This window comes from Truepera radiovictrix DSM 17093 (genome assembly GCF_000092425.1).
In the GTDB taxonomy this organism is placed as follows: Bacteria; Deinococcota; Deinococci; order Deinococcales; family Trueperaceae; genus Truepera; species Truepera radiovictrix.
In genome coordinates, this window is sequence record NC_014221.1 from 1,075,708 (window position 1) to 1,090,465 (window position 14,758).

Genomic DNA, 14,758 nt, shown 5'->3' on the forward strand with positions numbered 1-14,758 from the left:
AAAAAACAGCACTTTTGCAGGAAGTCTAATGGGAGCGCCTTGGCTGTGCCCCTGCTGCACCGTTTCGGGTTAGACGACAGCGTCTACCACGTAAAGCTCACCCCGAACCCGACCCGCGTGCGGCTCGTTTGCGTCGAGGTCTCGAGCGCCGCGTCTAGGCTCACGAGCGGGCTGAGGTTGTAGGCCAGCGACAGGTTGAAGTCGGTCACCGCCGTGAGGTTGGTGCGCCCGAGCAGGTTGACCCCGCCCGAGAGGTTGAGCTCCAGGGGGTCGAGCACGTAGCGGACCGAAAACTCGTTGGAGAGGGCGTAGGCCTGCGTCGGGTCGTTCGCGCTGCCGACCAAGAGGCTGGCGAAGAGGTTGTCGCCTAGGTAGCCGCCGACGCGCACGGAGACGCCGAAGGGGTCGGCGAGCTGGCCGTCTAGAAGCGTCGAGAGCGAGGTCGTGCGGATCTCGAAGAGGTCGACGCCGATCGCTTCGCCGAGAGCGCTCTGGAGCTCCGAGAGGACGAGCAGGTCGACGGCGGTGTCGAGCGCCGTCTCGGCGACCGACCCCGCGACGCCGCCGGCGCCCGTGAGGGTGGTGCCGAGCTGCAGGCGTCCGAGCGTCAGCAGCGAGACGAGCTCGGTCTCGGTGAGCGCGCGGGGGGCGGCAGCGCCCTCCTGGAGCTGGGCGTTGCTCGTCAGGGTGGGCTCGAGCTCCAACACGGTGCGCCCCGCGAGGTTCTCCTCGAAGCCGCCCGTGACCGCGAGCGTCACCTCGAAGGTCGGGCCGGGGGGGGCGACGAACTCGGCGCTCGTCTGCACCCCGAGCGCCCGGTTTTTGTCGAAGCTGGCCTGCGCTTCGAGCGCGAGCGTCGGGAAGGCCCCCTGGGCGGGGTCGAAGAGCGCGAGCCCCTGGGTCAGCACGAAGTCTTGCCCCGAAAAGCGGACCGTCCCGCGTAGGGCGCGCGCCTCGCCCGCCAAGCGCGGTTGGGCGGCGGTGCCCGTGACGGTGAGGTCGACGCTCAGCTCGGCGGAGCCGAACGCTTCGGCGAAGAGCACCTCGCGGGGGGCGCGCACGGTAAGGCCCTCGAAGCGCACCCGTTGGAGCACCGGGTTGGGGGTGCGCGGGCCCGCCTCGAGACCCGCGCCTAGGGGCGTGGCGGGGTCCGGCACGGTGGGGTCCGTTAGGTCTGGCGCTACGCGTGGGAGCTCGAGCTGCGCGCCGTTTAGGTCGGGTGTGGCGAGGCTAGAGCGCAGCGCCAAGGCGTCCGTCTCCCCGCTCGTCGTAAGCGGGCTCACCGTACCGGTCGCCGAGAGGACTTCGGCGTCGGGGGGTGCGGCGCGCGCCGCCTCGCCGACCTCCTCGCCCGCCGTCTCGTCGTCCGCAGCGGTGGGGCCAGCGTCCGGTGCGCCGCCGCGCGCGGCCAGCGAGAGCTGCGCTTCGCGGGCAAACGCGCTCCCCGAGACGACGAACGCGCCCCCCTCGGCGCGGAGGTTGAGGTTGAGGTCGGTGTCGCTGCGCGCCAAAAAGAGCCGCTCGGCGCGCACGTCGAGCCCTTGGCCCTGGAGCGTGAGGTCGAGCGGGGTGAGCGACCCCGTCACGGTAAAGGGGTTGCCGAGCACCCCTTGCGCCTCGAGCTGCCAGTCGCGCAGCCCCGCCTGCGGGAAGAGGCGTCCGCGAACCTCGCTCACGGTCCCGACGGTGGGGATCGCGGCGCTGCCGGCAAAGCGCAGCGCCACGTTGGAGGCGACGAAGGGGCTTAAGCTCACCTGACCGCTCCCCTGGACGACGAGCGCCCCCCCGATGGGGGAGACGCCGATGAGGTCGGCGCGCAGACCCAGCGCGCCCCCCGAGAGCGTGGCGGCGGTGTTGAGCGCGCGGTAGCTCGAGCCCGCTAGGTTCAGCTCCAACGCGGGGCTAAGGAGCGTGATGTCGGGCGCCGACGGGCTCCCGGCGGCGCGCAGGTCGAGCGACCCGCGCGCGCCGACGTCGAACGCGGCGAGCTGCGGGAAGAGGCTCAAGATCGGGGTGAAGTCGGCCGCTTCGGCCTCGAGGGTAAAGTCGAGCGCCTCCGGGGTGAGCTGGCCCTGGGCGCGCCAGAAGCCGTCGCCGCGAAACTCCGCGCGTTCGACGAACAGCGCGCCCCCCTCGAAGCGCAGCGCGACGTCCCCTTCGGTGACGGGGCCGCGGGGCGCAGGGCCCGTGAGCGCAATCGCGGGCGCGCTCGTGCTCGCGGGGGCGGCGACGCCGCTCTCGGCGCGCCGCAGGGTGAGGCGCTCGCTCGCGACCCGGACGTAGCTAGCGGCCGGGTCGTCGAGCGGCACCTCGAAGCGGGCCGCGCCGGTGGCCGCGGCCACGACCTGCGCCTCACCCAGCGCGGCCTCGGCAAGGGCGCCCAAGGGGAAACCCTCGAGCGTGGCGAGCCCCGCGACGACCCCCCGCCCCCCGCCGCGGGCGTCGTAGGTGGCATTCAAACGGCTGCCGGCGAGCTCGGCGCGCAGCGCGAGGCGCGAGAACGAACCGTTGAACTCAGCCGTCATGGGGAGCGGGGTGGCGCCGGCGCGCAGGTCGGGGGCCGTGAGCTGGCCGACGACCTGGCCCGGCCGGAGCTGCGCGACCCCGCTGACGGGCGCCTCGAGGTAGGGCAGGCGCCGCGCCACCCAGGGGACGGCGGCGAGCTGAAAGCGCTCGAGGCGCAGCGAGGCGTCGAGGACGTCGTCCGCCTCTGGCAGCAGCGCGCGGGTGAGCCCCGCGGGGAGCGCGCGCGCCCAACCGAGCGCGCCGCTCGCGCCCAAGCGCCCGCCCGCGAAGGCGAGGGTGAGCTCGCCCGCGGCGCCGCTCGGGTTGAGCTCGGCCGCGCCGCTTAGGAGCACCGTTTCGTCGCCGGCACGAGCGACCGGCAGCGCGGCGACCTCGAGGGTGCCCTCGGGGCCGCGCGCGCGCGCGTAGCGCAGCTCGGCGCCTAAGCGCCCCTCGCCGAGGGCGAGGTCGCTGCGGAGCGTCACCTCCCCCGCCCCCAGGTCGCCCTCGGCGGCGAGGGTGCCCGCGGGGCCGGTGCTGACGAGCGCCGCGGCGTCCCCGTCGAGGGTGAGCTTAAAGGGCAGCTCGAGCGCCGCCAGCCACGGCAGCGGCGCCCCGCTTAGGCCCACAAAGCGCCCGCTGAGCTCGCCGACGGGGCCGCCGTTCTCGAGCGCGAGCGCGCCGGTGAGCTCGAGCGCGCCCGCAGGGGCCGTCCAGCGCAAGCCCTGCGCTTCGGCCTCCCGCTCGGCCGGCCGCAGCAGGAGGCTCCCCTCGGTGCTCTCGGCGCCCACAAAGCGCACGCCGCTACCGAGCGCGCCCCAGGCGCTCAGCTCGCGCGGTAGGGTGCTCGTCAGGGCCAGGCCGGGCGCCGCGGGGGCGGCGACGGTGAGCGCCAGACCCTCCTCGCGCGCGCCCAGGCGCACCTCGGCGGGGCCGACCCCCAAGCGCAGCGACCCCTGCGCCTGCAGCGCGCCGCCCTGCAGCGTCACCTGCAGCGCTTCCTCGGGACGCGCCGGCGTCCCGAGGCGGAGGTCGAGCGGGAAGCCGCTACCGGTGAGCGTCAGGGGCGCCTCCAGGGGGGCGGCGCTCAGCTCGGCCTCTAGCGCCGCCCCCTGCGGGCTCACGTCGAAGGTGCCCGCGAGGGCGAAGGGCGCCCCCGCGGCGGGGGTGGCGCGGCCGGCGAGGCGCGGCGCCCCGAGCGGCCCCGAGAGCGCGCCCGCGACCTCGACGGGGCCGCCGGTGAGGGTGACGGCGCCCTCCCACGCGGTCCCGTCGGTCTGCGCGCGGGCGCTCAGCGTCCCCCCCGGGAGGTCGCCGCGCGCGCGGAGCCCGAAGCCGTCCTCGCCGTAAACGGCGCTCAGCGGGAGCTCGGGCGCGCCGCCCTGGCCCAGCGCGAGCACCCCCTCTAGCGCCCCCGCCCGCCGGTCGCCGGCACCCGTGGCGCGCAGCGTGAGGTCGCCGAGCGGCAGCTCGAGCCGCTCGAGCCGCCAGGGGAGCGCCCCCGAGAGCGTCGCGGCGGCCTCGAGGGGCGCGCCGAACAGGCGCAGCTGCGTGCCCGCGAGCGCGAGCTCGAGGTCGCCGAGCTCGAGCCCCGGCGCCCGCACGTCGCGCACGCGGCCGCGCGCTTCGGCCCCGAAAAGCGTCCCCGTGAGCTCGAGGTCGCCGCTCACGGTGGGGGTGAGGGCCTCCAGGGGCCCCCGGAGGCTGAGGGCGGTGGTCCGGGGCTCGAGCGCCGCGCGCCAACCCGCGAGCCGGTCTTCGCCGACCAGCACGAGCTCCCCCGCCACCTCGTGGAGGCGCACGCCGAAGTCGCCCACGCGGGCCGTCCCCTGCGCCGTGAGAGCGGGCGTCGCTACGACGCTCAGGTCGGTCTGCAGCGCCCCCAGGCCGAGGTCGCTGGTGAGCGCGAAGCGGCCGCGCTGCGGCGCCGCGGTGAGCGAGACGCTGCCCGTCGCCTCGCCGGCGCCCGTCAGCTCGAGCTGCAGCGCCGGGTCGGCGAGGGTGCCGGTGAGTTCAAGCGCCCCGCCGAGGGTCCAGGCGCCGGTCGCGGGGCCGGCGCCGGTGAGTTCAAGCGCCGCTGCGAGCGCGCCGTCCGCGGCCCCCGACGCCTCCAAGCGCAGCGGGCCGGCGAGGCGCCCCCGCCAGGCCGGGTCGAGGTCGCTTAAACGAGCGTCTAGCTCGAGCGCCGCCGACGCGCCGCGCGGCCCGTCCCAGCGCGCCCGCCCCGAGAGCTGGCTGTCGCCGCTCACGAGCCGCAGATCAGTCAGGTGCGCGCGCGGCGCCTCGCCGAAGCGCCCCGCCACCCGCAGGGCGCCGCTCAGCGACGCCGCTTCAAGCGGCAGCGCCGCCGCGAGGTCGAGCGCGTCCGCGCTCAGCGTGAGGTTGTAGTTTGAGCGCGTGGCGGACGCCGCGACGCTGAGCCCCGGCCCCAGGAGCTGGAGGCGCCCGCCCCCGAGGTCCGCCTCCAGGGAGCCCGCCGCGCTTAGCGCCCCCGTGAGCGACAGCGGCCCCGCGAGCTGCGGGTCGTCCAGGGTCCCCGAGAGCGCGAGCGTCCCCGCGAGCGTCGCCGGCTCGCCCGGCCAGGCGGGTACGAGGTCGTGCAACGGGGCGGTGAGCTCGAGCCGCCCGACGAGCGCCCGGTTGCGCCACGGTTCGGCGGCGAGGGCGGCGCTCACGAGGGCGCGCGCGGCGCCGAGTTCAAGGGCGCCCTCCAGGGTGAGCGCCCCCTCGCCGGTGAGCGCGAGGTGGGCGCGGGGTGAGGAGGCGCCCCCCGCGAGCGCGGCGTCCAGGGTCGCCGCGCCCTCGAACCCGCGCCCCGCTTGCCACACCAGGTTGCTCGTCAGGGCGAGCGCGAGGGGCGCTTCCGGAAGCGCCACGGCGCGCTCGAGCGACCCCTCGAGCCGCACGCGCTGCGGCGTCAGGTCGCGCGCGAGCACGGCGCGCAGCTCGAGGTCCTCTTGCCTCAGGGCGGCGAGGTGCCCCGTCTCGAGGGGGGTGACGCGGAGCGCGAGGGGCGCGCCCGCCGCCGGGACGGCGAGGCGGCCCTCGAGCTCGGCGCGCCCCTCGTCCTCGCCCAGCGCGACGGTGCCCCCGAGCTCGAGGGTGTTCTCGCCCGCGGCGGCCTCTAAGTGAAGTGCCAAGCGTTCCGGCGCCCCCTCGAGCCGCACCTCGGCACTGACGGGGCCCCGCAGCGGCAGGCCGGGGAGGCCAGCAGGCGCGTCCAGGCGCCCCTGCACGCGCGGCGCGCCCCCCGTGGCCGCGCCAGCCAGCGTGCCGGTGAGGGAGGCCGCCCCCCACGACGCCTCGAGGCCGCCCTCCCCCCCGGCGGGGTCGAGCTGCGCGCGCAGCTCGAGCGCCTCCCCCTGGAGGGTGCCGGCGCCGGTGAGCCGAGCGGCCTCCCCGACGCTCAGGGTCGCCTCCAGGTCGAAGGGGACGCGCGGGTCGGCCGCGCTCAGCGTCCAGGGGCCGGTCGGCAGGGGGCCGCGCAGGGCGAAAGGCGCCCCCGCGAGCGTGCCGGTGGCCCGCACCCCCGCCGCGGGGTCGGCGCGGACCGTCAGGTCGAAGGGCGCCCCCAGGGCGTCGCCCGATGCGCGCACGTCGACCTCGTAGAGCGCCTCGCCGGTGGCGGGGGTGCTGAGGCGCACGGTGCCCGACGCGGTGCCGGTGGCGGGGGTGAGCGCGGCGAGCTCAAAGGCGCGGAGCTCGAGGGTCGCGCGCGCCGCGCCCCCCTCGCCCGCGAAGCGCAGCGGCAACCGCTGCGCGGCGAGCTCGAGGGTGCCGGCGCCCTCGTAGCGCGTCCCCGCGCCGCTCAGCTCGGCGCGGAGGGTCACGGGCTGCCCCGCGAGCTGCGCCGTCTGGTCGATCGCGCCCCGCAGCGCCCACGTCCCCGTCGCGTCCCGCTGAGCGCTGAGGCGCGAGGCGCCGAGCGTCAGCGCGAGCCTCCCCTCGCCGAGGTCGCCGGTCACGCGCCAGGGTTGGGGCGCGACGGTGAGCCCCGCGCGGCTGAGCGCGGGCGTCTCGCCCGCCCCCGTGACGGCGAGGGCGCCGACGGGGCCGCGGAGCTCGAGGACGCCCCCGTCGCCGAGCTGCAGCGTGGCGTCCAGGAGGCTCTCACGCCCCCCCTCGGCGGGGACGGCGCGGCCGGTGAGGCGGAGCGCCTGGCCGAACGCCTCGGCCGCCCCGGCGAGCTCGAGCGCGTCCCCCGCGCCCGCCGCGCTGCCCGTTACGGGGACCCCGAAGGCTTCGCCCTCGAGGGCCGCCCGCCCCGTCAGCACCCCGCCGCGCCGCGCCAGGTCGGTCTGCACCCGCCCCGTCAGCGGCAGCCCGAGCGCCTCGCCGAGCCCCCCGAGGGGGAGCGTCCCGTCGGTCGTCCAGTCGCCGGGCTGCGCGCCCTCCCCGCCGAGGCGGGCGCGCAGGGCGCTCTCGCCGTCGCGCAGCGTGGCGTCGGCCTGGAGCGCGCCCGCCGCGTCCGGGCGCACCGCGAGCTCGAGCCCGACCGCGCCGAGCGCGCCCGCGAGGGCCGCGCGCCCCGCCCGCAAGGAGCCCTCGCCCGCGAGCGTCAGGGGCGCCCCGAGGGTGCGCCCCGCGAGCGTCGCGCCCGCTTCGGCCGCGAGCTCGAGCCCGAGCTGCGCCGCGTCGCCCGTGACGGTGAGCTGGGTGCCGGGAGCGCTCGCCCGGAGGTCGAGCGCCAGGGTGTCGGTGAGCGCCCCCAACGCCGCCTCCAGGGTCCCGGTGACGGCGAAGGTCTCGCCGAGCGCACCGACGGGGGTCCCCTCGAACGCGCCGCGGAGCCGCCCCGCCCCCAGCTCGAGCGCCACGCCCTGCGCGGGGTCGCGCAAGGTGGCGCTGGGCGCGTCCCCCCCGAGCGTCACGGTGAAGGGCGCGTCGAGCGTGGGGAGCGTCACGCCCGCGCCCCTTAGCCCCGCGCCCTGGAGGGTGCCGCGCGCCGTAAGCTCGCCGTCCGCGAGGGTCAGGGTCCCCCCCCGGACGCCGACGCGCCCCGCCGCGCGCCCCGCAAGGGGGGTGGGCTCGAGGGTGTAGGCGAGTTCGCCCGCGCGCCCCGCGAGGTCGAGCGCGCCGGTGAGCGCGAGCGGGCCGAAGCGGCCGGTGAGGCCCTCCAGGGTCGTCCCGGCGAGGGTCGCGCGCGCGCTCCCGGAGAGGTCGTCGGCCAGCGTGACGCCCCCCGCGCCCAAGCGCACGCCGCTGTCGCCCGCGAGCTCGAGGGTGAGGGGGAGCGCCCCCAGGGGGCCGTCGGCGCGCAGGGTGGCGTCGACTGGAGCGGCCACGCCGGGCAGCTCGAGCGCTGAGACGCTCAGCGCGCCCGTGAGGGCCTCGCCCGCGAGCGTCGCCTCGCCCGCGAGGCGTGCCCCCTGCCCGTCGGCGCCGCTCGCCTGGAGGCGCCAGGTGTCCCCGTCGGCTTGGGCGCGCAGCTCGAGCTGCGCCTCGCGCCCGAGCGCCTCGCTTTCGAGCGCGAGCGCGGCGCCCCCCGTCAGCCCCGCCTCGCCGCCCGTGAGGTCGAGCTCCAGGTCGGCCGCCACGCCCGCCGCGAGCGGCAGCCCGGCGCCGCTCGCCCGCACCCAGAAGCCCTCGTCGGCGGGGGTGAGCGAGAAGCGAAAGGGCGCCCCGCCGAGGCGCCCCGTCGCCGACGCGCGGGCTCCCGTGGCCGTTTCAAAGCCGAAGTCGACCCGCAGGTCGCGCAGGGGCGCGCCGCGCAGCGCCCCCGCGCCTACCGCGGTGCCCGAGAGGGTCACGTCCTGCCAACCGCTCGCGGTGAGCGCCACGTCGGCGCGGCCCGAGAGGCCGAGCAGCTCGCCGAGGGCCTCCGGCGAGAGGGGCGCGCGCCCCGCGGCGAGCCACGCGGCGGCCTCCGCGAGGGCGGCGTCGCCCGTCACCGCCGCCTCCCAGCGCTGCGCCTCTAGGTCCACCGCGGCGGTGCCCGAAAGCGGCCCGCCGAGCGCGCGGCCGCTGAGCTCGGCCTCGAGCGCCCGGCCGCGCAGCCGCACCGGCCCCGAGACCCCCTCGAGCTCGATCCCGGCGAGCGTCACCGCGCCGCCCTCCAGCCTCAGCTCGCCCGTCGCCCCCCCCTCGTCGACGCGCACGGTGCCGGCGAGCGTGCCCCCCTCAAGGCCGTCGAAAAAGGGCCGAGCGAGCGCGACGTCGGCGTGCACGTCGGCCTCGAGGGTGAGCGGGGCGAGCGTCCCGCTGCCCCGCACCGACGCGCGCGCCTCGCGCTCGGGGTCCTCCCCCGCGGTGAGCGCGGCGCCGAACGCGACCCTCTCCCCCCGCTGCTGCACCGTCAGGTCCGTGAGGCGCAGGTCGGCGACGTCCAGCGGGGTACCGTCGACGGTGAGCGCGACGTCGGCGACCTCGGCCCGGCGCAGCACGGGGGTGACGCGCAGCGGCCCCCGCGGGGCGCCCGTCTCCGCGCGCAGCGCGTCCGCGAGCGCGCCGACGTGCAGGTCGCCGCGCACCCCCGAGAGCTCGAGCCCGAGCGGCAGGGTGCCCGTCGGGAGCGCGCCCAGCGCGTAGCCGAGCGCCACGCGCTCCAATTCGGCGTCGACGCCCGGCCCCGTCACCCGCACCCCCGAGAGCGTCAGGCCGTGCCAGAGGTTGCCGGCGCTCCTTTCGAAGCGCACCGTAAAGCCCGTGCGGCTAGCGGCGTCTTGCGCCAGCCCGAGCAGCCACGCGCGCACCGGCGGTAGGAGCGGCAGCGCGTAGAGGCTCAAGAGGAGCGTGGCAAGCGTCAACACGACCACGAGCGCGCGCCGCGTGCGGCGGCGCTCGGTGGGCTGCGTGGCGGGGTGCGGGCGTTCGTAGGCCATACGGGTCGGGGTAAACAGGGCAAACGCGCCCCGAGGGCGCGCGTAACCCCTAAGATAGCACCCACGGGTGAGGAGGGCTGTGCCGCCTCTTAAGGGGCGCTCATGAGGTGCGCTGCGGACCCTTGTGGGCGCCCGCACCCTATACGCGCGTCCATGGGCGCGCTAGAGTGCAGCTATGAAGCAGCGGCATGAGAGTGGGACCCCCGAGCGCCTGCGGCTCAGCGCCCTCGTCTCGGGGAGCGTGCAGGGGGTCGGTTATCGCGCCTTCGTCCGCCGCCTGGCGCTCGACGCCGGGCTCTGCGGCTACGCTGAGAACCTAGACGACGGGCGGGTCGAGGTGGTCGCGGAGGGGGAGCGGGGTGAGCTCGAGGCGCTCTTGCACCAGCTTAGGCGCGGTCCGGCACACGCCGAGGTGCGCGCCGTCGACGTGACCTGGGGGGAGGCGAGCGGGCTTGAAGGCTTTCACACCTTCTGACGCGCCCGCTGGCGCGCTCGCCGGTGACGCGCTCGCCGAGGCGCTCCCCGCGCCCCTCGGCGCCGAGCAGGCGGCGGCGGTGCCGGGTGTGCTCGGCCGCATCGCGGCGGAGCGGGTGGCGGCCTACGCGGGCGCGGACGTGCCGCTGCAGGAGCTCAGCGTCCCGCAGCGCCCCCCCTTCGCGGCGGCGCTGCGCGCGCCCGGCCTGAGCCTCATCGCCGAGGTCAAGCGCAAGAGCCCGTCACAAGGGGAGATCGCCCCGCTCGAGCCCGCCGCGGCGGCGTCCGCGTACGCCCGCGGCGGCGCGGCGGCTATAAGCGTCCTCACCGAACCCGCGCACTTCGGCGGCGCGCTCGAGCACCTGGAGGCGGTCGCCAAGGCCGTCTCGCTGCCGCTGTTGCGCAAGGACTTCACCGTGCACCCCGCGCAGCTCGTCGAGGCGCGGCGCGCCGGCGCGAGCGCCGCGCTCCTCATCGTGGCCGTCTTGGGGGCGCTGACGGGGCCGTACCTGCGCTTTACCGAGGCGCTCGGCCTAGACGCCCTCGTCGAGGTGCATAGCGAGCGCGAGCTCGAGCTTGCCTTGGCGGTGGGCGCGCAGCTCATCGGGGTGAATAACCGCGACCTCACGACCCTGCAGATCGACCTCGCGACCGCCCCCAGGCTGATGGCGCGGGCGCGCGCGTCGGGGTTTACGGGGCTCCTGGTCGCCGAGTCGGGCTACCGCGACGTGGCTGAGCTGGACGCCGTGCGCGACCTCGCCGACGCCGTGCTGATCGGCAGCAGCGTGGCGGGGAGCGGCGACCTCTCGGGGGCGGTGCGCCGCTTCGTGGCGGCGGGTGGCGTCGGTGGCTAGCGCCTCGCCCCTAGCGGGCAAGCGCGCCGTGGTCACGGGGGCAAGTAGCGGCATCGGGCGGGCGGTGGCGCTCGAGCTCGCCCGCCAGGGGGTGACGCTGCACCTGTTGGGCCGCCGCGAGGGGGCGCTCGCCGAGGTGGTGCGGCAGGTGCAGGGCTGGGGGGGTGCGGCGCGCGCTTACCCCGTCGACCTCACCGACGAAAGGGCGCTCCGCGAGGTCGGCGCGGAGCTAGGGGAGGGCGGCTTGGACGTGCTCGTGCACAGCGCCGGTACGGTCTCGCTCGGCCCGGTGCTAGAGGCGAGCGTGGCGGACTTCGACCGACAGTACGCCCTCAACGTGCGCGCGCCCTTTTTGCTGACCCAGCTCCTCTTGCCGAGCCTTAAGCGGGCGCGCGGCCAGGTGGCCTTTCTCAACTCGGGCTCCGGGCTCGTGGCGCGCGCCTCGTGGAGCCAGTACGCCGCCACCAAGCACGCGCTTAAGGCCCTCGCCGACGCCCTGCGCGAGGAGGTCAAAGCCGACGGGGTGCGGGTGGTGAGCGTCTACCCGGGGCGCACCGCGAGCCCCATGCAGGCGCGGGTCCACGAGCTCGAGGGCCGCGCCTACGACCCCGCGCGCTTCGTGCAACCCGAGTCGGTCGCCGCGATGATCCTCGCGGCGCTCGCCCTGCCGCCCACGGCCGAGGTGACCGACCTCTCCGTGCGGCCAGGGCCCGGTTAGGGGGCGCTAGGGGCGCTCCGAGACGCGCCCGTTGCACGCCCCGGACTATACTGACGGGAATGGACCCGGAACCCGTCATCCATACCCACACCTTCGAGAACGGCCTTACGCTGGTGCTCGAGCCCATGCCCTGGCTGCCCTCGGCCGCGTTTGAGCTGCTGCTGCCCTTTGGCGCCGCGACCGACCCGACCGGGGCTGCGGGGAGCGCGACCGTGCTCCACGACTGGCTCTACCGCGGGGCGGGGGGGCGCGACTCGCGCGCCTTTAGCGACGCGCTCGACGCGCTCGGCGTGCGCCGCGGCGGGGGGGCAGGGCGGGAGAGCAGCTCGTTCTCCGGTTCGCTCCTCGCCGACGCGCTCCCCGAAGCGCTCGGCCTCTACGCCGACCTCGTGCGCCGGCCGCACCTCGAGAGCGGCGAGTTCGAGGGGGCGCGCGCCCTGGCCCTGCAGGAGCTCGCCTCGCTCGACGACAGCCCGACGGAGCGGCTCTTTATCGCCCTCACGGAGGCGCTCTTCGCCTCCCCGCACGCGCGCAGCCCCTACGGCGAGGAGGCTGAGCTGAGGGCGCTGACGCCGGAAGGGGTGCGCGCGGACGCCCGACGCCGCCTCGCGCCGCGCGGCGCGGTGTTGAGCGTCGCGGGCGGGGTGGCCTGGGAGCCCCTCAAGGAGACCGTGGCGGCGCTTTTCGGCGACTGGCAAGGCGACGGGGTCGCGCTCCCCGAGGTCGCCTTGAAGGCGCCCCGCCGCGCGCACGTGGCGGCGCCCACCGCGCAGACGCAGATCGGCGTGGCCTTTGCGGCGCTCCCGCCCGGCGACCCACACTGGTATCACAACGCGCTCGCCGTCGGGGTGTTAAGCGGCGGGATGGGCTCGAGGCTATTCAGTGAGGTGCGCGAAAAGCGGGCGCTCGTCTACAGCGTCGCGGCGGTGAGCCGCACGGTGCGCGGTTTCGGCTACACCCTGGGTTACGCCGGCACCACCCCCGAGCGCGCCGACGAGACGCTGCGGGTGCTCTTGCGCGAGCTCGAACGGCTCCGCGAGGGCGTCACCGAGGACGAGTTGGAGCGCGCCCGCACGGGGCTCCTGTCAAGCCTGGTGATGCAGGGCGAGTCGAGCGGCGCCCGCGCGAGCGCCCTCGCGCGCGACCTCTTCTTGCTGGGGGCGCCGCGCACGGTCGCTGAGGTGCAAGCGGGGGTCGAGGCCGTGACGCTAGAGAGCCTCAACCGCTTTCTCGCAAACCAACGGGCGCCGCGTTTTACCGTCGTGACCCTCGGCCCGAAGCCGCTCGCCGCCCCGAGCACCCCGGACGCCCTGGAGGGGGCGCGCACATGACCTTTTTCGAGACGACGCTGGACAACGGCCTGACCGTTATCGGCGAACACAACCCGCGCGCGCGCTCGGTCGCAGCGGGCTACTTCGTCCGCACGGGGGCCCGCGATGAGGCGCCGGAGGAGGCCGGGGTCTCGCACTTTTTAGAACACATGATGTTTAAGGGGACCGAGCGCCGCAGCGCCGAGGCGATCAACCTGGCTTTCGACGCGCTGGGCGCCAACTACAACGCCTACACCTCCGACGAGCGCACCGTCTACTACGGCGCGGTGCTGCCCACGCGCCTCGAGGCGCTCTTAGACCTCCTCACCGACATGATGCGCCCCGCGCTGCGCGAAGAGGACTTCGCGCTCGAGAAAAACGTGATCCTAGAGGAGATCGCCATGTACGAAGACCGCCCGAGCTTCAAGGTCTTCGAGGAGGGGAACGCCCGTTTTTACCGCGGGCACCCCCTGGGCAACGCGGTGCTCGGGTCGGCCGACTCGATCCGCGCGCTGACGCGCGAGCAGATGATGGCCTACTTCGAGGCGCGCTACGCCGCCGACAACCTCTTTTTGGCGCTCACCGGCCGCTTCGACTGGGACGCGGTGCTCAGGCAGGTCGAGGCGCTGACGAGAGGTTGGCGCCCGAGCGGGGCGACGCGGCGCTACCCAGAGCTTGAGCCGGCCACGGGCGACGTGCGCCTCGAGCAGCCGCCCCTCGCCCGCACGCACACCGCCCTCTACGCCCCCGGCGTGAGCGCGCAGGACCCCTTGCGGAGCGCGGCGGGGGTGCTCGCCAACCTCTTGGGCGACGGCAGCGGCAGCCGCCTCTACTGGGCGCTCGTCGACCACGGCCTCGCCGAGAGCGCGTCCTTGTCGCACGACCCCGCCGACGGGGCGGGGGTGTTCGTCGGTTACCTGTCGACGGGGCCCGAAGCGCACGAGGAGGCGCTGGCGGTCTTTAAGCGGACGCTCCAGGAGGTCCAAACGAGCGGCGTCGGGGACGAGGAGTGGCGGCGCGCGCAGCGCAAGCTGGCGACGCGGCTCACCCTGCGCGGCGAGACCCCCTTCGGCCGGCTTATGTCGCTGGGGGTGCGTTACGAGTACGACCGGCGTTACGCGTCGGTGCAGGAGACCATCGCCGAGATCATGGCGGCGACCCCGGACGACGCCCACAAGCTCCTGGCCAAGCGCCCCTTCGACGCCCTATTTAGCCTGACGCTGGCGCCCGCGGCCTCCTAAAGGCCCCCTTAAGCCGCGCCGTGCGGCCCAAGGACCCTTCTCATACGTCGCGGCGTAAACTCTAGAGCATGCGTTTACGCCGCTCTCTCCTCCGCGGTCTCTGGCTCTACGCCGCGCTAAGCGCCCTCAGCCTCGCCGCCCCCGCCGAACCGCGCGCGCCGCTCGGCACCGAGGCCGACTTCGCCGCGCTCAGCGTGCGCCCCTACGGCGCGCAAGACCTCGACCTCGCGACGGGCATCACCACCCTCCCCGACGGGGGCGAACTCAGCCTCCGCGACCTCGAAGTCACCCTCGCGGGGTCGTTCGTGCGCTTTTTGGAGGGCGACTTCGTCGAGGTCGCGGGGGCTACCGTGACGGGCGCCTTCGGCCGTTTGGAGGCGCCCGCGCTGCACTTCGAGGTCGCCTCGCAGACGCTGCGCGCGGAGGGCGGGGTGCGCTTCGAGAGCGCCCCCGAGGGTGACGCTGAAGGCACCCCTGAGAGCGCCTCCGAGAGCACCGTCACACTCGCGGCGGAGACCGCGACGGTCTTTCTCGAGCAGGACGTGGCCGTGCTCGAGGGGGAGGTGACGAGCAGCGCGCCGGCGCTCTCGGGCGCGCGCGCTTTCGTCGACCTCGCCGCGCCGCAGGCGCTGTTGGTCGGCCCCTACACCTACCAGGAGGGGCCGGTGACGCTGCGCGGCGCCGCGGGGGAGACGTTGGCTCTTAGCTGGGACGAGGCGGGCGCCGTGAGCGCCGACACGGAGGTGCCGCCGGCGCTTCTGGAGCGCTTCGCCCCGCACGGGTTGTGAGGCTCTCGTGAGCTTCGCTCGGGTGACGCCGCGCCTGAGGCGCGCGC

General features: G+C 76.1%; 7 protein-coding genes. 6 read left to right on the forward strand and 1 reads right to left on the reverse strand.

All coding sequences use genetic code 11. The annotated features are described in order from the left end of the window. Positions 1–83: 83 nt before the first annotated feature. A complete protein-coding gene (locus TRAD_RS04990; RefSeq protein ID WP_013177499.1) occupies positions 84–9,326 on the reverse strand; it encodes a translocation/assembly module TamB domain-containing protein in 9,243 nt (3,080 codons plus the stop codon). Positions 9,327–9,501: 175 nt separating this feature from the next. Between TRAD_RS04990 and TRAD_RS04995 the strand changes: the two genes are divergently transcribed. The 6 genes from TRAD_RS04995 to TRAD_RS05020 all read left to right on the forward strand — a co-directional run bounded on the left by TRAD_RS04995 (position 9,502) and on the right by TRAD_RS05020 (position 14,711). Further along, entirely contained in the window at positions 9,502–9,801 is a 300-nt protein-coding gene (locus tag TRAD_RS04995; RefSeq protein WP_013177500.1) for an acylphosphatase, read from the forward strand. Further along, complete coding sequence (gene trpC, locus TRAD_RS05000) at positions 9,779–10,654, forward strand: indole-3-glycerol phosphate synthase TrpC (protein WP_013177501.1); 876 nt, start codon at positions 9,779–9,781, stop codon at positions 10,652–10,654. Before TRAD_RS04995 ends, trpC begins: the two co-directional genes overlap by 23 nt. Beyond that, positions 10,647–11,372, forward strand: a complete 726-nt coding sequence (locus tag TRAD_RS05005; RefSeq protein WP_013177502.1) for an SDR family oxidoreductase — start codon at positions 10,647–10,649, stop codon at positions 11,370–11,372. Before trpC ends, TRAD_RS05005 begins: the two co-directional genes overlap by 8 nt. 59 nt (positions 11,373–11,431) lie before the next feature. Next, positions 11,432–12,703: a M16 family metallopeptidase gene (locus tag TRAD_RS05010; protein WP_013177503.1), complete on the forward strand. Its 1,272-nt coding sequence runs from the start codon at positions 11,432–11,434 to the stop codon at positions 12,701–12,703. Further along, positions 12,700–13,923 carry a M16 family metallopeptidase gene (locus TRAD_RS05015; protein WP_013177504.1) on the forward strand — a complete coding sequence of 408 codons (1,224 nt, stop codon included), beginning with the start codon at positions 12,700–12,702 and terminating at the stop codon, positions 13,921–13,923. Before TRAD_RS05010 ends, TRAD_RS05015 begins: the two co-directional genes overlap by 4 nt. Positions 13,924–13,991: 68 nt before the next feature. After that, positions 13,992–14,711, forward strand: coding sequence for a hypothetical protein (locus TRAD_RS05020; protein WP_013177505.1), 720 nt, complete (start codon positions 13,992–13,994; stop codon positions 14,709–14,711). Positions 14,712–14,758: the final 47 nt, after the last annotated feature.